Source organism: Olleya marilimosa CAM030, assembly GCF_000518485.1.
Classification (GTDB): domain Bacteria; phylum Bacteroidota; class Bacteroidia; order Flavobacteriales; family Flavobacteriaceae; genus Olleya; species Olleya marilimosa.
On record NZ_JADR01000013.1, the window covers coordinates 1 to 18,493 of the forward strand.

General features: G+C 30.5%; 14 protein-coding genes. All 14 read left to right on the forward strand.

The genetic code is table 11. From position 1 onward, the window contains the following. Positions 1-331 precede the first annotated feature (331 nt). The 14 genes from M890_RS16505 to M890_RS16515 all read left to right on the forward strand — a co-directional run bounded on the left by M890_RS16505 (position 332) and on the right by M890_RS16515 (position 17,841). A complete protein-coding gene (locus M890_RS16505; RefSeq protein WP_051437540.1) occupies positions 332-3,802 on the forward strand; it encodes an FIDD domain-containing protein in 3,471 nt (1,156 codons plus the stop codon). A gap of 369 nt (positions 3,803-4,171) precedes the next feature. Next, the gene (locus tag M890_RS16200; protein WP_051437541.1) at positions 4,172-4,744 is read left to right on the forward strand and encodes a Crp/Fnr family transcriptional regulator; all 573 of its coding nucleotides are present in this window, start codon (positions 4,172-4,174) and stop codon (positions 4,742-4,744) included. 55 nt (positions 4,745-4,799) lie between these two features. After that, a complete protein-coding gene (locus M890_RS16205; protein ID WP_051437542.1) occupies positions 4,800-5,528 on the forward strand; it encodes an MBL fold metallo-hydrolase in 729 nt (242 codons plus the stop codon). A 97-nt stretch (positions 5,529-5,625) separates the two neighbouring features. Continuing rightward, complete coding sequence (locus M890_RS16210; RefSeq protein WP_051437543.1) at positions 5,626-6,633, forward strand: hypothetical protein; 1,008 nt, start codon at positions 5,626-5,628, stop codon at positions 6,631-6,633. Positions 6,634-7,138: 505 nt separating this feature from the next. Further along, entirely contained in the window at positions 7,139-7,924 is a 786-nt protein-coding gene (locus M890_RS0113475) for a hypothetical protein (protein ID WP_028284031.1), read from the forward strand. 171 nt (positions 7,925-8,095) lie between these two features. Then, positions 8,096-8,533: a PaaI family thioesterase gene (locus M890_RS0113480; protein WP_028284032.1), complete on the forward strand. Its 438-nt coding sequence runs from the start codon at positions 8,096-8,098 to the stop codon at positions 8,531-8,533. A 232-nt stretch (positions 8,534-8,765) separates the two neighbouring features. Beyond that, positions 8,766-9,929: a hypothetical protein gene (locus M890_RS0113485; protein WP_028284033.1), complete on the forward strand. Its 1,164-nt coding sequence runs from the start codon at positions 8,766-8,768 to the stop codon at positions 9,927-9,929. Positions 9,930-10,437: 508 nt separating this feature from the next. Then, positions 10,438-11,127 (forward strand): TPM domain-containing protein, encoded by a 690-nt coding sequence (locus M890_RS16510; RefSeq protein WP_028284034.1) that lies wholly within the window; start codon positions 10,438-10,440, stop codon positions 11,125-11,127. A 479-nt stretch (positions 11,128-11,606) separates the two neighbouring features. Continuing rightward, complete coding sequence (locus tag M890_RS0113500) at positions 11,607-12,146, forward strand: hypothetical protein (protein ID WP_051437544.1); 540 nt, start codon at positions 11,607-11,609, stop codon at positions 12,144-12,146. Positions 12,147-12,553: 407 nt separating this feature from the next. After that, positions 12,554-13,297: a hypothetical protein gene (locus M890_RS0113505; RefSeq protein WP_028284036.1), complete on the forward strand. Its 744-nt coding sequence runs from the start codon at positions 12,554-12,556 to the stop codon at positions 13,295-13,297. Between the two features lie 154 nt (positions 13,298-13,451). Further along, positions 13,452-14,027: a hypothetical protein gene (locus M890_RS0113510; protein ID WP_028284037.1), complete on the forward strand. Its 576-nt coding sequence runs from the start codon at positions 13,452-13,454 to the stop codon at positions 14,025-14,027. A 1,654-nt stretch (positions 14,028-15,681) separates the two neighbouring features. Continuing rightward, on the forward strand, positions 15,682-16,332 hold the full coding sequence (locus M890_RS0113515) for a hypothetical protein (protein WP_028284038.1): 651 nt from the start codon (positions 15,682-15,684) through the stop codon (positions 16,330-16,332). Positions 16,333-16,873: 541 nt separating this feature from the next. After that, entirely contained in the window at positions 16,874-17,188 is a 315-nt protein-coding gene (locus M890_RS0113520) for a hypothetical protein (protein WP_028284039.1), read from the forward strand. A 2-nt stretch (positions 17,189-17,190) separates the two neighbouring features. Then, complete coding sequence (locus M890_RS16515) at positions 17,191-17,841, forward strand: WG repeat-containing protein (RefSeq protein ID WP_028284040.1); 651 nt, start codon at positions 17,191-17,193, stop codon at positions 17,839-17,841. The last annotated feature ends 652 nt before the right edge of the window (positions 17,842-18,493 follow it).

Sequence of the window (18,493 nt, forward strand, 5' to 3'; positions counted from 1 at the left end):
AACTATCTGCTAATTGCAAATAACTGTAGATTATGGAAAACCTAAAAGGATGAAACCTTAAATATGAACGGAACGAAAACAATAATTGAGTCTTATTTTGGAATGTATAATGCAAAACGAATTTAATTCCTTATCAGCTGAAATAATTGAAAACAAGAAAAAGTGGATAAATAAAAACGTGCCACAACAACGTGTATAATTAATTGCTTGTTTTAAGCCTACTTACGAACATTCCTGCGGAATATTCTATCTGTGATTTATTTGCTAACTTAGTGCCTTAATCACGCAACTAACCATACACAAGACCGTTGGCAACAAGTTAAAATCATCAATGAAGAAATACTTATTAATATTTTTACTGACTATAAGTTCAAAATCAATTGCTCAAACTTACGAATGGACTAATACTTATGGTAATGATAATTTTGACAAATTAATTTCTATTACTTCGGATCACTTGGGAAATACGTATTCAACAGGACATTTTGTTGGCACTGTGGATTTTGATCCTGGTCCAGATGTATTTAATTTAACTTCAAATGAAACTGGTTTTGAATTAAATGTTTTTGTTCAGAAACTAGATCCTCAAGGTAATTTTGTTTGGGCCATTACATTTCCAGATGTAAATTTTGATGATGGGAGATCGATTGCTATAGATTCATTAGGAAATTTAATTATTGTTGGTAGGACAGAAATTCCTGGAATGAGTGATAATATTATGATTTTTAAATTAGATCCTGATGGCAACGTAATCTTCTTCGAACAATTTGGAAATAATGCACAGGACTATGCGTCATCTGTAGTTTTAGACGATCAAGATAATATTTATTTGATTGGACAATATCAAAACACCATCGATATGGACCCAGGCCAAGCAACATTTAATCTATCAGCTAATGGTAGTACAGATATTTTTCTATTAAAATTAGATAGTAATGGTGACTTTCTATGGGCTAAAAGTATTGGTGGCAACGATTTGGATCTTGGTAGGCATTTAAATATCGATGGTATTGGAAATTTATATATAACAGGATTTTTTAATGGCACCTGTGACTTTGATCCAAATAGTGGTGTAAGTAATGGGATATCAAATGGTATTTGGGATGCTTTTATTGTTAAACTTAATAATAATGGAGATCTTATATGGCATAAAAGTTTTGGGTCAACAGGTCTTGATGATGCATCTTCAAGTGATACTGATAGTAACGGAAACACCATTATAACAGGTTTTTTCTCTGGTACAGTAGATTTCAATCCAAATGCTGGTGTTTTTAATTTAACCTCTAGTGGTGAAGAGGATATTTTTATTTTAAAACTAGACCCAAATGGAGAATTAATATGGGCGAATAGTTTAGGAACTGCTTATTATGATTATGGTCAGTCTGTAACTCTAGATGATGTAAATGAAATTTATGTTACTGGCGGACTTTTTAATCCTGAAAATTTTGATCCCAATGGTTTTACAACAGATTACGATGTATTTATTAATAAATATAATGCAGCTGGTAATTTATTATGGGATCTTAAATTTGGAGGAATTGATTCTGATTTAGGTTTTGCCATACATGTTGATGATTTTTACAACATTTATGTCGGTGGATATTTTCATCAAACAGTCGATTTTAATCCAGAAGATAATGTTGAAGACATCTATGTTTCAAATGGTCTTCAAGATATTTTTATTACTAAATACAGTCAAGACATCGAGTTTCCAATAGCTTATCCAATGGAATCCTTGGTTGCTTGTGATGATGATATGGATGGGTTTTCTGATAGTTTTGACACTTCTAATATTGAAGATGTTGTTTTAAACGGTCAAACAGGATATGAACTAACTTATTTCGATGAGAATGGAAATGAATTACCTAGTCCATTACCAAATCCGTTTACCAATACTATTGCTAATAATCAATACATTACTATTCGAGTAACAGATCCTGTAACTCTTCTTTTTGATGAAACCATAATTGAACTTCAGGTTTCAGTCAGTCCAGAAATAAACCCACCTTCAAATATTTTTGCTTGTGATGAAGGTGGTGGATTCTCAAGTTTCGACACTTCTGCTGTTCAAGATGAAATATCAGGTAACCAAACAGGTTTAGAAATTTTATATTTTGACCAAAATGGGAACGAACTTCAAAGTCCTTTACCAAACCCTTTTCAAAATGTAATTCCTGATTTAGAAACCTTGACAGCTAGAGTTTATTTTGAAGGTGATGACAGTTGCTTTTCTGAAGTAAGTTTTGATTTGATTATTAAACCTATACCTGAAGTGTTTGAAGTTGATGATATTTATGAATGTGACGATGACAGTGATGGATTTGAGGTTTTTGATCTGTCGGAAATTGAAACTAACTTACTTGGTAGCCAGGCAAATTTATTATTAGAGTATTATTCAAGTGATAATAATATTATTCCAATAAATTCTTTAAACAATTACACGAATATTACGCCCGAACAAGATTTTATATTTGTAAGAGTATTTAGTGATCAAAACGACTGTTACTTTGATACTACAATTAATTTAATAGTTGATGACTCTTTTCCTGTTGCTCACCCATTAGATATCATATTTGGTTGTGACGATAATAACAACGGAGTTTCAGAATATTTTGATACTTCAAATGTTGAAAACCAAGTTTTAAATGGTCAATCTGGAATGTTGGTTTCCTACTTTGAACAAAATGGTTCAGAACTTTCAAGTCCATTACCAAACCCATTTACTAATACCGAACTAAATAATCAAGACATTATAGTAAGAGTTACAAATCCAAATTCAAATTGTTATACTGAAACCATTCTTGAATTACAAACTATAACTCAACCAAATATCAATCAACCTAGCGACTTATTTGGATGTGATCAAGGTAATGGATTTTCTGAGTTTAATACTTCCTTAATGGAGACACAAATAATTGGAAATCAAACAGGCTTAACTATACAATATTTTGATAGTGATAATAATCTAATTCCAAGTCCGTTACCAACATTATTCCAAAATACTGAACCTTATAATCAAACAATACATGTAAGAGTTGAAGACGAAAATAATCCAATTTGTTATTCCGAAACATCTTTCGATTTAATCGTGAACAACCTACCAGAAATTAATTTAGAAGAAGAATATTTCCTTTGCGAACTAGAATCATCTATAACATTAACCTTAAATTCAAATTTCGATTCTTACAATTGGTACACAGTAAATGATGAAACTTCAATATCAACTAGCAATAGTGCTGAAATAACAAATGAGGGAAATTACATTTTAACAGTAGGTCAATTTGAAAATGGTATCCTTTGCGAAAATTCATTTTCCTTTACTCTAACACATACTAATGTTCCAGAAATAATTGAAGTAAACCATGGACAAATAGGAAATACTTTTATCGAAATTATTGTTTCTGAAAATGGTGATTACGAATATTCTATTGATGGAATCAATTTCCAAAACAGTAATTATTTTGATAATATTCAAGGAGGGTGTTATGTGGTATATGTCAGGGACAAAAATGATTGTGGTGAAGACTCTAAAGAAGTTGTAGTAATTGACTATCCAAAATTTTTCACTCCTAACAATGATCTATACAATGATTATTGGCAAATAAAAGGCATAACAAAATATCCTAATGCTGAAATATTTATTTTTGATCGATATGGTAAGTTATTAACACAACTATTCTCAAATAGTTTGGGGTGGAATGGAACTTATAATGGAAAAAACATGCCTTCTAATGATTATTGGTTTACTGCTGATCTTGGTGATGGTTTTGTTTTTTCTGGTCATTTTACCTTAAAAAGGTAATCACCAGTTGCCAACAACGTGTATAATTAATTGCTTGTCAAGTCTTTACTAGGAAAGTGATATAGATTAACCTTTGGTTCGTTTTCTTTTGCTAAATTAGTTCTCGCCAACGCAACTAAACATACACGAACACGTTGTGTGTAATGCTGGAAAAAAATCACAAAAAAGAAAATAATTGGAATGATATAAATTATTCCACGTTTGATAAAAATAATAAAACGAGGTAAAAAGCCAGAGTACGGCACCGCATAAAATTTATGTTTAAATTTGAACTAAAAAGGAAGCTGATTAACAATCTCGTAAGCGATTTACGCGTCGGAAAATCTTATAAAAACGTCACCTGCAATTAAACAACAAATACAAACATTAATGAAAACTATTCTAATTGATATTATAAAGGAAAAAGTCGACATCTCTGATAATGAAATTGAAATATTAACCTCCAATTTTCAAATTATAACCAAACAGAAAAATGAATACTTAGTTATTGAAGGTTCTAAATCTTTATACTTATATTTTATAATTGATGGCTTTGTTAGATATTTTCATATTGATGATGGAAATGAAATAACAACCCAAATTTCTACTACTAAAGATTTTGTGACTTCATTTGAAAGTTTCCTTAATAATAGTTTCTCAAAGGAAAACATTCAATGCACTTCAGATTGTACATTATTAAGAATCTCAAAAGATGAATATCAGAATTTGTACAGGGAGGTTTCAAATTGGTCAATATTTTGTAAAAGTGTATATGAAGACCAAATTAGAAAAATTTCTGAGAGAGCGAATTCACTTCAGAAATTGTCTGCATCACAGAGGTATTTAAAACTATTAAATAATCAACCAAAAATTGCTTTAAATACAGCAGTAAAACATTTAGCCTCATACCTTGGAATAAAACCTCAATCACTTAGTCGCATACGAAAAGAGATTATTAAGTAACAAATGTGATTTTTTTGATGCTAGACTAATCATAGTTTTGAAAAAAATAGAACATATGAACAAAGTAATCCCAATATCAATTTGGTCAGGAGGAATGATAAATTGTTTTCTGATTAAAGGAACTAAAAAACACATATTAGTTGACACAGGTGTTCCAAATAGCGAAAAAAAAATACTGAAGCAATTAAAGAAACATAATGTCGATAAAAATGAAATTGGATTAATAATAATCACTCATTCTCATATCGACCATTTTGGAAGTGCCTACAAACTCAAACAAATTTTAAAAGCACCTATTTTGGCTCATCAACTAGACGTTGAATCATATATAACAGGTAAAGCTGATATTTCAACCATGAAACTTAACAAACCTCAATGGTGGATTTTCAAACAAATAATTAAAAATCAAAAAACAGAACCTTTCGAGCCTGAAATTTTAATTGAAGGAGATACTGAATATAATTTAAAGGAATGGGGAGTTAACGGTAAAGTTATCCACACCCCCGGACATACTCCTGGTTCTCTATCAATAGTTTTAGAAAATGAAGAAGTTATTATTATGGATATGATGGCCTCTGGAATCCTGTTAGGCGGAATAATATTTCATAAGCGAGTAAAGCATCCTCCTTTTCATGATAATTTAACTGAACTTAAAAAGAGTTTTGATAAAATATTATTGGAGAAAGGGAAACGATATTATCTAGGACACGGTGGACCATTAGATAGAGCACAAGTGATAAAATACTATGACAATCATCTTAAAAAAGCAGATAACACAGCATAAAAGTAGACAATTGTCTATATTCAGTAGATACGTGTAATACTTATTAAACCTTAAACTGTTATTCAAGTCTAAAATTAAACCACTAATTAAACTAAGTATGAGTAAATACAACTTAACTTTTCTTATAATACTATTTTTATTCTCTTGTAATTCAGATGATAATAATTCTAATCTCGAAAATTCAGATACTACTACAAACATCGTAAAGCCTAAAGGACTATATACCAGTTCTTTTGGAAATGAAACTGCTTTAGATAATAATCAAATCAATGGTTCGTTAATTCGAGTAAAATGGAGCGAAATAGAACCCAATAAAGGAATTTATGACTTTTCAAGTATAGAGCAATTTCGTGAAATTATTAAAACAAGAAATTTAAAATGGAGTCTAGGTGTTTTAGCTGGAGGAGATAGTCCTGATTGGTTGACAGAATCTATTGGAGCTGATTATTTTGAAATAACAGGAGTTGATAATGCTGTAAAGAGAATCCCTAAAATTTGGGATACTAGGGTCAATGAGAGATTGGGGTTTCTTGCGGAAGCACTTTCGAACGAATATAATGAAGATGAAGATTTGGTTTTAGTATATGTTCCGCAAATGACTGCAAATGGTATAGAAGGTCATTTTAATGGTGTAACAACTGATGAACTTTTAGATGCTGGGCTAACTTCAGATAATTGGGTTAATAGTGTAAAAGAAACAGCTAGGATATTTGCAAATGCTTTTACAAAAAAGGCAATAGCAGTTGAAGTCCACGACATAATGGAAGATACTTCAATTCCTAATAGAATAATGACAGACTTATGGAATGAACCTTCTTTAAGTCATAGAGTCGGTGCTGCGATGTGGTGGATTTCTGGAAAAATCACCTATCAACCTAATTTAGTAAATGCTTTAATCGATTTCCCTGGAGATATATATGCACAAGCCATTGGACGGTCTGACCAAACTGAAAGATTTGAAAATAACGACTACACAACTGTTTTTGAACAAGCACGCATATTGGGTATTAGATATATTGAACTTTGGGAATATGAATTTGTCAATAATACTTTCCCTCAAGATTTTGAAAACTTTAATGATTATACAAATACCTACTTTGAATAAAAGCACTACACACAACAACGCACATAAAAAATTGCTTATTTCTAACTAAATATGAAAATTAATACAAATAATAAACTAAATTTAAACATCGGAAAATTGCGTTTTTAAAATCGCAACTTTTCATGTCCAAAACCGTTGCCTACAATTGCAACGCTCTATTCAAAACGTGTCATACCGAATATAAAAACCACTGATTTTAAGCTACCTTTATAAGTCTTTAGCTAACATAAAGTACACAGTTAACCAATTCAGAATTTTAGCCTGATAATGTAAAAAATACGATCTTCCGATATTCACTCAGACGCAACAACGACGCAAACCAAATTAGCTTGTTTCTCAATAAAAAAAGTAAAAATTAAAAACTGTAGGCAACACAGCATATAAAAAATTGTTTACTTTAGTGTCTAAATTATGGAAGTTGTTTATTTACTTACTGCTGAAATTCCTACGGAATTTCAGCAGTAAGTAAACACAACTTTCCATATGCAACACGTTGCCCACAATTATGAAAAACATCTTTGCCATCATATTTTCATTACTAATAGGACAGTCTATATTTGGACAAAAAACACCGATTTCCTATGTGAGTATTGAAAAAGTTAAAGACAGCTCTGCTAATCCTTGGGTTATTGATAATAGAATAAGTCAAATTACATTGACCTCAAAAAACGAATTCGAATTTCGGAGTTTTCCAATTCCTTCAAGTTGTTTGACTTGGAGAGAATATAAAGGAACTTGGGAAAGGAAAAACGATACTCTTATATTTTCGGAACAATATGAAATTGTAGAAAATGATGCACGATTTGCCTTTTCGAACAAAAGACAAAACGAATATTATCATCTTGAATTTAAAACTGATAAAAAATCAAAACTAACTGAAAAACATATTGAAATCCAATTCGTTTACGATTTCGATTCGGATTTTAAAGATGTTAAACTCAATATGGAATTGGATAATGATTTCAGCCTAAAAATTCCTTTCAATCAAATTCCGAATCGTAAAAGTTTAGCATCAATTAGGTTTGAATATTTCTTGTCAAATGGAGAAAAAAGGTATGGTTACATAACAGAAAATCAAACTGTAAATGTAAAAGAGAAAGAACTTCCGAATTATATTGGAATTACTCTAATTGAGAAACCTAAAAAAGAAATTATCTATAGAATTACAAAAGCGCTTTTAACAGAAAATAAGATTAAAATAATTTCGAAAGAAAAAAGCAATTCTGATTTACCAGATTATACTGAAGAAATAGAATTTAAAGAAATTTACGAAAATGAATCTGAAAAATAACTGTGGGCAACACCGTGTATAATTAATTGCTTGGTTCACTGCCGACTTACGAACATTCCTTCGGAATATTCTATCTGTGATTTATTTGCTAAATTAGTTGTCTAACCACGCAACTAACCATACACCGAACCGTTACCTGTAAGCCAAGAACAATAATTAGAATCAAAATAAATGATAGAAAAAAACATAGGATTTATTAAACAAATAATTGAAGAAGGTATTCCAGTTCATAAATTTTTAGGACTAAAATTATTGGAACTTGAAAAAGGGTTTGTAAAAGTTAAAGTTCCCTTTAGAGATGAAATTGTTGGAGATATGAGAACAAACAGGTGGCACGGAGGAATTATTGCTACAATAATGGACTCTGTTGGTGGTATTGCAGGAAGCACTCACTTTACGTCATTGGAAGATAAATTAGTAACTATTGATTTAAGAATAGATTATTTAAAAGGTGCTGAAGCATCTGAAATAATTGTGGAAGGTAAAATAGTTAGGTTAGGTAATAGAATACTTGTAACGAAAATGAAAGCCTTTCAGAATGATGAATTAATTGCAGAAGGAAAAGGCGTATATAATTTCATACGAATTAACAAATCAACGGAAAAATAGGAACTGAAACAAAATAGCCTACAGGTAACAAAGTGTAAAAATAATAAGGGTTTTAGTGCTTATCCCAAAGTGAAGTGCATTTTACAAAGTCCGCAAAATTTACAATTTTGCATGTCTATTAATTAAAGAAAAAATTGCAAATTTGGCTAAGTGATAAATTGAAAGTTCAGTCCTTCGAAATCCCTTACTATTCTTACACAAACCGTTGTGCAAAATTAGACAAACGAACTAAATGATTGACTTTTACATAAGAAAACAGATTATTGAACTTTTATCTGATATCAAGCTAAAAGCAATACAAAAAAAGTCAATATCACATTCTGATTCTGAAAAATACACCTTGCAGATTTTTGAAAAAATTGGAATTCCAATTCAAAATGATTCCGCTAAACTTTTTGGAAAACCTGGAATATTACAGGAGCTAATTTTAGACATTCATAGTTCAGCTTACTTTACAATTGATGAACGTAAATTATTTAATGAAGACTTTAATGAATTTTTAAAACTATTCCCAAAACCACAATCTAAAGAAGAACTTAAATTCAGAATTTTGGGGAATAATGGATTATACCCAAATGTAGATATCAAAAGAGGAAAAGTATGGTATAAGAATTTCAATTCAAGACCAAGTATCGTTACAGTAAACAAGATAAATTCCGAGAAGGAATACTCAAATGAATCTTCCATTTACTGGATTACTAGAACTGAATTAAAATTTGCAACGTCATTAATATTATCTGATTCAGGAACCCGATTATTTCCATATTTCAATCCTTACGACACGATTTCACTAAATTATGAATATGTAAAAGACATTCCGAATGAAGAAATCTACTATTTCCTAAATAGGTGGATGGATATTAAAAATGTATTCATTCAACCTGACGGCAGTATGTTTAATCGGAATCCAAGACCTGATATTTCAACTTATGATTACTCAAAATTTGACCCGAAAAAATCAGGCTTCAATAAAATATTTGACTCTTTTAGTATCAGAGACCATTTATTGATGCGAACAAGTAATTATTTATTGAAAGCACTTATGAATAGAAGAAACCTTTTATTCCAAGAAGAAGCAATTTTAAATGCATTTTTCGCACTTGAAGGAAGTTTACACTTACTGCAACGAAAATATGGTGACGACTCTACAAAGTTAAATAGAGTACTCTTAAGAGATATATTTAAGAATAAGCTCACCTTTTTACCTAATGGAGAAGGAACTTATGAATTTATAGAAGAAGGTTATTTTACAAGAATTTCTTTAGTTCATCCACAACCAAGATGGGGAGCGGAATGGAATCCATATGTTGACCACGAGGATTTTAGAGATTATTTCGGAATTAGCAAGATGATTTTAGCTTGGATTTTAGGAGAAAATGAAATTGATTTCTGGTAAAAATAACTTTGCACAACACCGTATATAATTTATTGCTAGTTCTAGCCTACTTACGAAAATCCTCGCGGATTTTCTATTCGGTTTTTATTTGCTAAATTACGTGCTAAACCACGCAACAAACCATATACAAAATCGTTGCCTACAATTGCAAAACGCAATTCAAAACGTGTCATACCGAATATAAAAATCACTGATTTTAAGCTAACTTTATTAGTCTTTAGCTAACATAAAGCGCACAGTTTTCCAATTCAGAATTTTAGCCAGATAATGTAAAAAAGTATGGTTTTCCGATATTCACTCAGACGCAACAACGACGTAAACCGAATTAGCTTGTTGCTCAAAAAATAAAAATTAAAAACTGTAGGCAACACAGCATATAAAAAATTGTTTACTTTAGTAATTAACTTATGGAAGTTGTTTATTTACTTACTGCTGAAATTCCTTCGGAATTTCATTGCGCGCAAATCACAACTTTCCATATCCAACAACGTTGTACACCATTAAGAAAATGAAACACCTTATTATTATTTTCTTTTTTCTAATTTTTAGTTGTAAATCACAAAGAATTACAACAACAAATGAACTTGATAAAGTTGGAAATTTGGCAACTGAATTTTGTGAAAAGTTTGACGGAAATTTAGAAAATCAAATAAAACTTCAGACTGACCTTATTCAAAAAGAAGTTTTAAGAGATTCTTTCAATCAAGATGTCGTTCGAAATCTAAATACTTTAAATTATAGACTAACAAGAAACCTTTGGAAAAACTGTTCGAAATATAAACTGAAATCTTATTCTTTGGGAAGTTTACACACCAGAGTTTTGGATATTGATAATACACTATCAATAGACGAATTTGAAAAACTTGAATCCAAAATTGAGGAAATTGAAAGTTTAAAAAATATCCAAATAATAATTGTAACAATTGACGACTTATTTCCATATAAAAATGTAACCGAATATTCGATTGAACAAGGGAATTATTGGAAAATTGGAAAATATCCAGAAAATGGTGGAGTTATTATCGTATTAGATAAAAATGATAGAAAAATTAGAATATCAACTGACAATACTTTAAGACAAAAACTAACCGATAACGAATGTGATTTGATAGTCCAAAATGCTATGTCTTATTTAAAAGACAATAAATATTTCAACGGTTTATTGGAAATAGTCAATGAAATAAATAAAAATATATAAACGGTGTACAACAACGTGTATAATTAATTGCTTTGGTCGTTGTTTATTTGGAAAATTCCTTCGGAATTTTCTCGCGTTCGTTTTTGTTTACTAAATTAGTTGCTTAAACACGCAACTAACCATACACAAAACCGTTGCCTACAATTGCAAAACGCAATTCAAAACGTGTCATACCGAATATAAAAACCACTGATTTTAAGCTAACTTTATTAGTCTTTAGCTAACGTAAAGCACACAGCTAACTAAATTCAGAATTTTAGCCAGATAATGTAAAAAAGCATGGTTTTCCGATATTCACTCAGACGCAACAACGACGTAAACCGAATTAGCTTGTTGCTCAAAAAAATAAAAATTAAAAACTGTAGGCAACACAGCATATAAAAAATTGTTTACTTTAGTACTTAAATTATGGAAGTTGTTTATTTACTTACTGCTGAAATTCCTTCGGAATTTCATTGCTCGTAAACACAACTTTCCATATGCAACACGTTGGCAACAATATTGACGAACACCTAAACACACAAAAAAAATCAATGGGAATATTTAACTTTTCGAAAAAAGAGGAACTGAATTACACGGATTTTAATACAATGATGATTGATAATGTTTATCTGATTAAAATACCCAAAGAGTGGAATAAATATGAAAGCGACCGATTTAGAGCACGCACGAAAAATAAAAAAATCGACTTTTCTATAACCAATTACGGAAAAGAAATTTCAACACCTGACAATTTTGGAATCGAAGACTTGAAAAACCAATTCTTACCTTTATTTGACAAGTTCGTTAACGAAGGTGGTTACGTCTCGAATAAAGATTTAGAAATCGGAGAAAATTTTATTTATCAATCTTTTAAAGTGGGAAAAGAAACTCAATATTATTATTACACAAGTAGAGTAATAAAAAATGATTTAAGAGTTGTGATTGCATTAATAATTAGACAAATCGGAAAATTGGAACCGAAACATACTGAATTAATTAAAGATATGGGAAAAAGTATAACCCATAAAATAGCATAAAATACAGTTGCCAACACCGTATATAATTTATTGCTAGTTCTAGCCTACTTACGAAAATCCTCGCGGATTTTCTATTCGGTTTTTATTTGCTAAATTACGTGCTAAACCACGCAACAAACCATATACAAACCCGTTGCCTACAATTGCAACGCTCAATTCAAAACGTATAAAACTGAATATAAAAACTACTGATTTTAAGCTAACTTTATTAGCCTTTAGCTAACATAAAGTATACGGTTAACTAAATTCAGAATTTTAGCCAGATAATGTAAAAAAGTATGGTTTTCCGATATTCACTCAGACGCAACAGCGACGTAAATCGAATTAGCTTGTTGCTCAAAAAAGTAAAAATAAAAAACTGTAGGCAACACAGCATATAAAAAATTGTTTACTTTAGTGCTTAAGTTATGGAAGTTGTTTATTTACTTACTGCTGAAATTCCTTCGGAATTTCATTGCGCGCAAATCACAACTTTCCATATGCAAAACGTTGGCATACATTTGAAAAAAATCATCTACATATTATTTTTAGGTTTAATACTATCTTGTAATTCTAACAAACAATTAGAAGGAACTTGGATTGGAGCATATTCATATTCTGAAAATATTGAATCATCAATGAATCTTCCGATTCGGAGCTTCGTTACATTCAAAAACGATAATTACTTCGCAAAAAGCTTCAAATATGACTATCGTGCTGAAAAAGACTTTGAAAATGGAACGTTTAATTATAATTGGGAAAAAATCACTTATAATTCAGATAATGAATACACAAATATTGTTAAATCATTAAACAATGACAGTTTGGTTATCAAAGGAACAGATGGCTCTAACAATTCTGTATTTAAAAAATTGAACGATACATTAAAAAATAAAGCCAAAAATATAAAGTTAATAGGGAAACGATATTTAGTAAAATCTGAAAAATACAATGACACGCTAAATTTTATAAACGACACTCTATTAATTAAAAGTACTGACAAAACAAGGAATCCTGGAATTAGATGGGAACGAATTAATGAGAATGGATTTGACATACTTTTTATGGAAATGGACATTCCACTAATAATCAGGAATGAATTGAACGGAAAAATAGTTTTAACTGGATTTCATAAAAAAACTTATAATCTTGAATTAATTGAATTGAAATAAAAAACGTATGCCAACAACGTGTAAGCGCAATAACGGCTGAATTTCCTAATCGGAAATTCAACTCGTTTTGCTAAATTAGGTGCGTCAGCGGAAAGTACTCGCGCACTTTCCCGTTACTGACGCTTACACAAAACCGTTGTGCTTAATTAAAAAAATGAAATACGAATATCAAAAAGCTTGTAAATGTGGAAATGTTGATTCGATTGAAGTAACACGAAAAGAAGCTGCTTTTGGTTTAAAAGAGAAAGAAATTTGGAGTCAAGAATGTTCTAAATGCGGAAATAAAGAATTTACGTCTCTTTCGCATCCTCAACCTGAATTTAAAACAGATTTATTAATTGAATGGGGAAATAATGCGGATTATTTTTTTATGGAGCAAGATGAGGATTTGATGTTGGCTGATGAAAAATATATTGATTTGATTTTAGAAGTTCTGGATAATCATCAAATATTAAGTCAAAAGAGAAATGTTCTGATTGAAGCTCTTTGCGTTATTATTTATGACAATAATGTTTCAGATGAAAATAATTCGGATTTGACTGATAGAGTTGCGAAAGAACTCAAAAAAAGAAAAGCGGATGTTCTAAATGCTCAAGATTGGATAATGGATTATATAAAAGAAGTATCTTTTCCGATAATTGGAATTGAATATGTAAGCAAAAAAACGAATTCATCTGAACATAAAGAAAAAAATAATATTTGGAATAAATTAAAACAAATTTGGAATTGAAAAATAACTAAGCACAACACCGTATATAATTTATTGCTAGTTCTAGCTTACTTACGAAAATCCTCGCGGATTTTCTATTCGGTTTGTATTTGCTAAATTAGGTGCTTAAAAACACGCAACAAACCATATACAACAACGTTGCCTACAATTGCAACGCTCAATTCAAAACGTATAAAACCGAAAATAAAACCCATTGATTTTAAGCTAACTTTAATAGTCTTTAGCTAACATTAAGTACACAGTTTACTAAATTCAGAATTTTAGCCAGATAATGTAAAAAAGTATGGTTTTCCGATATTCACTCAGACGTAATATTGACGCAAACCGAATTAGCTTGTTGCTCAAAAAAAAGTAAAATTTAAAAACTGTAGGCAACACAGCATATAAAAAATTGTTTACTTTTGTACTTAAGTTATGGAAGTTGCTTATTTACTTACTGCTGAAATTCCTTCGGAATTTCATTGCTCGTAAACACAACTTTCCATATCCAACAACGTTGCCTACAATTGCAACGCTCAAATCAAAACGTGTCATACCGAATATAAAAATCACTGATTTTAAGCTAACTTTAATAGTCTTTAGCTAACATTAAGTACACAGTTTACTAAATTCAGAATTTTAGCCTGATAATGTAAAAAATACGATCTTCCGATATTCACTCAGACGCAACAACGACGTAAACCGAATTAGCCTGTTGCTCAAAAAAAGTAAAAATTAAAAACTGTAGGCAACACAGCATATAAAAAATTGTTTACTTTAGTGTCTAAATTATGGAAGTTGTTTATTTACTTACTGCTGAAATTCCTTCGGAATTTCATTGCTCGCAAATCACAACTTTCCATATGCAAAACGTTGCCTACAATTACAAATCGCAATTCAAAACGTTTAATACCGAATAAAAAAACCACTGATTTTAAGCTAACTTAATTAGTCTTTAGCGAACTTAAAGCACACAGTAAACCAATTCAGAATTTTAGCCAGGTTCTGGATCTAAAATACCGATTAAAAGCCTGATAGTTTTTCGCAATTTTTTTTTAGAATTTTAAGTTAGTCAAAACCAAAAAGTACGTAATACAGAATTTCACTCAGACGTAATATTGACGTAAACCGAGTTAGCTTGTGGCTCAAAAAAAGTAAAAATTAAAAACTGTAGGCAACACAGCATATAAAAAATTGTTTACTTTAGTGCTTACGTTATGGAAGTTGTTTATTTACTTACTGCTGAAATTCCTTCGGAATTTCATTGCGCGTAAACACAACTTTCCATATGCAACACGTTGCCTACAATTGCAACGCTCGATACAAACCGTGTAATACCGAATATAAAAACTACTGATTTTAAGCTATCTTTATTAGTCTTTAGCTAATTAAAAGTACACAGTTAACCAATTCAGAATTTTAGCCTGATAATGTAAAAAATACGATCTTCCGATATTCACTCACACGTAACAACTACGCAAACCGAATTAGCTTGTTGCTCAATAAAGTAAAAATTAAAAACTGTAGGCAACACAGCATATAAAAAATTGTTTACTTTAGTGTCTTAATTATGGAAGTTGTTTATTTACTTACTGCTGAAATTCCTTCGGAATTTCATTGCTCGTAAACACAACTTTCCATATGCAAAACGTTGTAAAACATTTAACAGAAACTTATGGGTTGGAATATAACAGCCACTTTTATTAAAGATATCGGAGAAATAGAAATCAATATTGGATTATTGGAATCTTTAGGATTTAGAGGTTTCAAATTTATTGGAGAAACAGATTTTAATATTGGACCTGAAATTGGAGAAACTTATATCACAAATTATAAAGGTAATTTGATTATCGCAAATGCTGATTTGTGTTGGCAATTCGCAAAACCAATACAAAGTCTAACCGAAAAAAAATTCCTTGAAAAGTTTCCTGATTTAGAAATTATCCAAATATCAATTGGATACGGACTTTCATACTGTATATTCCAAAACGGAGAAAAAATTAGATTAAGAGAAGCTGGAGACGAAATTCATCAAGATTTTGGAAATCCATTACCAGAAGAAATTATAGTGAGAACTCAAGAACTTATCTCTAAAGAAGATTTATACGAAATGCGCGAAGATTTGTCTGAGAAAGAGATTCAAGACCATATAGAGTCCGAAGTCACTTATGAAACTGCTTTCGAGCTTACAAAAAGAATTTTTGGGAAAAGGTATGACGAATTAGAATTGTCTGAATATGAAATTAAAGGATTAAAATTTGTTAATCAATCAATAGAATTGGAAAAGGATTATGGAAAGAAAGCTGAAATGCAGTTTGTGCAATAAAACGTTTCACAACAACGTGTATAATTAATTGCTTTGGCAAGTGCTTATTTGGAAAATTCCTTAGGAATTTTCTCGGGTTCGTATTTGTTTACTAATTTAGTTGCTTAACCACGCAACTAACCATACACAAAACCGTTGCCTACAATTGCAGAGCTCAATTCAAAACGTGTCATACCGAATATAAAAACCACTGATTTTAAGCTAACTTTAATAGTCTTTAGCTAACATTAGGCACACAGTTAACCAATTCAGAATTTTAGCCTGATAATGTAAAAAAGAATGGTTTTCCGATATTCACTCAGACGCAATATTGACGCAAACCGAGTTAGCTTGTGGCTCAAAAAAAATAAAATTAAAAAACTGTAGGCAACACAGCATATAAAAAATTGTTTACTTTAGTACTTAAGTTATGGAAGTTGTTTATTTACTTACTGCTGAAATTCCTTCGGAATTTCATTGCTCGTAAACACAACTTTCCATATGCAAAACGTTGGCAACAAGCTGAACTTACTCGTACGAAAACAAAATTTGACTAGATTTAATGACAAAAAACAATATAAATTCACATAAAGGATTCAAATTTGGAATTATAGGAATTGGACTAATTCTGATTTTGATAATCCTAACTCAACTGCTGCATACGCAAATATCCGATATCGCTTCTATTTTAATCGGACTGCTGACTTTTGCAGTCGGAATTGTAAGTATTATTGGATTCATTAAATCTCTAAAAGGAATTAAAGAACCTAATACTGCTAAAAAAATAATTGGAATAATAATTAATTTCGCAATTGTTATACTTTTTATATCAGTAATAATTGCCAATATTTATGATATAAATAAAGCTTTAAGTTGAATATGAAAACATTAATAATAGGAATTTTAGTCTTACTCATAATCGGAATTGTAGTTTCTTGTAAGCAAAAATCTGATAAAGAAATATTTGAAAGCGTTCTAAACGATAAGCGCATAAACACAAAAGAAGTTGGATTAAGAGAAGGAATTGAGTTTTTTCAAATAATGGAAAATGGAAAAACAGGTTTTCGTGATTTAGACGGAAACACTGTAATTGAACCAATTTATGAATCGGCTGAAATGTTCTCTGAAAATTACTCTGCTGTTGAAATAGACGAAAAATGGGGATTAATTGATAAGAAAGGAAATTTAGTAATTGAACCAAAATACAATTATTTAGGAAGTATGCACGAAGGACTTATGAGTTTCAGAGAAAATGAGAAATATGGTTTTATAGATATAAATGAAAATGTAATTATTGAACCAAAGTTTGATTGGGTTGATGAGTTTTCCGAAGGTTATTGCGTTATTAGAAATGACAATGGAGAATTAGGTTCTGGAAAAAATCAATTTATTGATAAATCAGGAGAAATAGTTTTTGATTTAGAATTTGATTATGCTCGAAAATTTGAAAATGGAAAAGCAAAAGTCGAACTAAACAAAGAGTGGGTTTTTATAGACAAAGAAGGAAAAATAATAAAAGAATCGGAATAAAGCCAGTTGCCAACACCGTGTATAATTAATGGCTAGTTCTCGCCTACTTACGAAAATCCTTGCGGATTTTCTATTTGGTTTTTATTTGCTAAATTAGGTGCTTAAACACGCCACTAATCATACACAAAACCGTTGTATACAATAGTCCAAAACTCATCGGATATTTTAAAGCGTGTAAAGGTAGCCATATAGGGTATTGCCAGATCCCAGCGTGTTTAAACAAAAAATAAATCGGAATTGACAATTGGAGATTTATCCAAGCACTAGATGCAGGCATCATAGAGAGTTACACTATCTGAATGTTGTCACATTAACGTGCTTGATAAAGTTCGTGAAAAATTTTGACAAAGTCAAGTGTTCAGGAACGGATTAGTTTAAACACGCTGGGATCCTTCCTATAAATAGGCGCTCCTTTATCTTCAATCCATAGTCGGTTGACTATAAATAAAAGACCGAAAAGCCTCTTTAAAATAGTGGTGTTTGATTTGCCAAGTTTCGGCTACTGGACTCAGTATATTAAATTTTTGATGGTTAAAATAAAAAAATTAATATACTGATATACAACAACGTGTAAATTTAAGTTTGTTAACCATGGCTGTTTACATTACATTTACCGTAAGGATTTAACAAACCTAAACTTACACCTAACGTT

Bases quoted from the DNA above. Each gene is read 5' to 3' on its own strand.
- M890_RS16505 (WP_051437540.1), top strand. From the start codon at position 332: ATGAAGAAATACTTATTAATATTTTTACTGACTATAAGTTCAAAATCA.
- M890_RS16200 (WP_051437541.1), top strand. From the start codon at position 4,172: ATGAAAACTATTCTAATTGATATTATAAAGGAAAAAGTCGACATCTCT.
- M890_RS16205 (WP_051437542.1), top strand. From the start codon at position 4,800: ATGAACAAAGTAATCCCAATATCAATTTGGTCAGGAGGAATGATAAAT.
- M890_RS16210 (WP_051437543.1), top strand. From the start codon at position 5,626: ATGAGTAAATACAACTTAACTTTTCTTATAATACTATTTTTATTCTCT.
- M890_RS0113475 (WP_028284031.1), top strand. From the start codon at position 7,139: ATGAAAAACATCTTTGCCATCATATTTTCATTACTAATAGGACAGTCT.
- M890_RS0113480 (WP_028284032.1), top strand. From the start codon at position 8,096: ATGATAGAAAAAAACATAGGATTTATTAAACAAATAATTGAAGAAGGT.
- M890_RS0113485 (WP_028284033.1), top strand. From the start codon at position 8,766: ATGATTGACTTTTACATAAGAAAACAGATTATTGAACTTTTATCTGAT.
- M890_RS16510 (WP_028284034.1), top strand. From the start codon at position 10,438: ATGAAACACCTTATTATTATTTTCTTTTTTCTAATTTTTAGTTGTAAA.
- M890_RS0113500 (WP_051437544.1), top strand. From the start codon at position 11,607: ATGCAACACGTTGGCAACAATATTGACGAACACCTAAACACACAAAAA.
- M890_RS0113505 (WP_028284036.1), top strand. From the start codon at position 12,554: ATGGAAGTTGTTTATTTACTTACTGCTGAAATTCCTTCGGAATTTCAT.
- M890_RS0113510 (WP_028284037.1), top strand. From the start codon at position 13,452: ATGAAATACGAATATCAAAAAGCTTGTAAATGTGGAAATGTTGATTCG.
- M890_RS0113515 (WP_028284038.1), top strand. From the start codon at position 15,682: ATGGGTTGGAATATAACAGCCACTTTTATTAAAGATATCGGAGAAATA.
- M890_RS0113520 (WP_028284039.1), top strand. From the start codon at position 16,874: ATGACAAAAAACAATATAAATTCACATAAAGGATTCAAATTTGGAATT.
- M890_RS16515 (WP_028284040.1), top strand. From the start codon at position 17,191: ATGAAAACATTAATAATAGGAATTTTAGTCTTACTCATAATCGGAATT.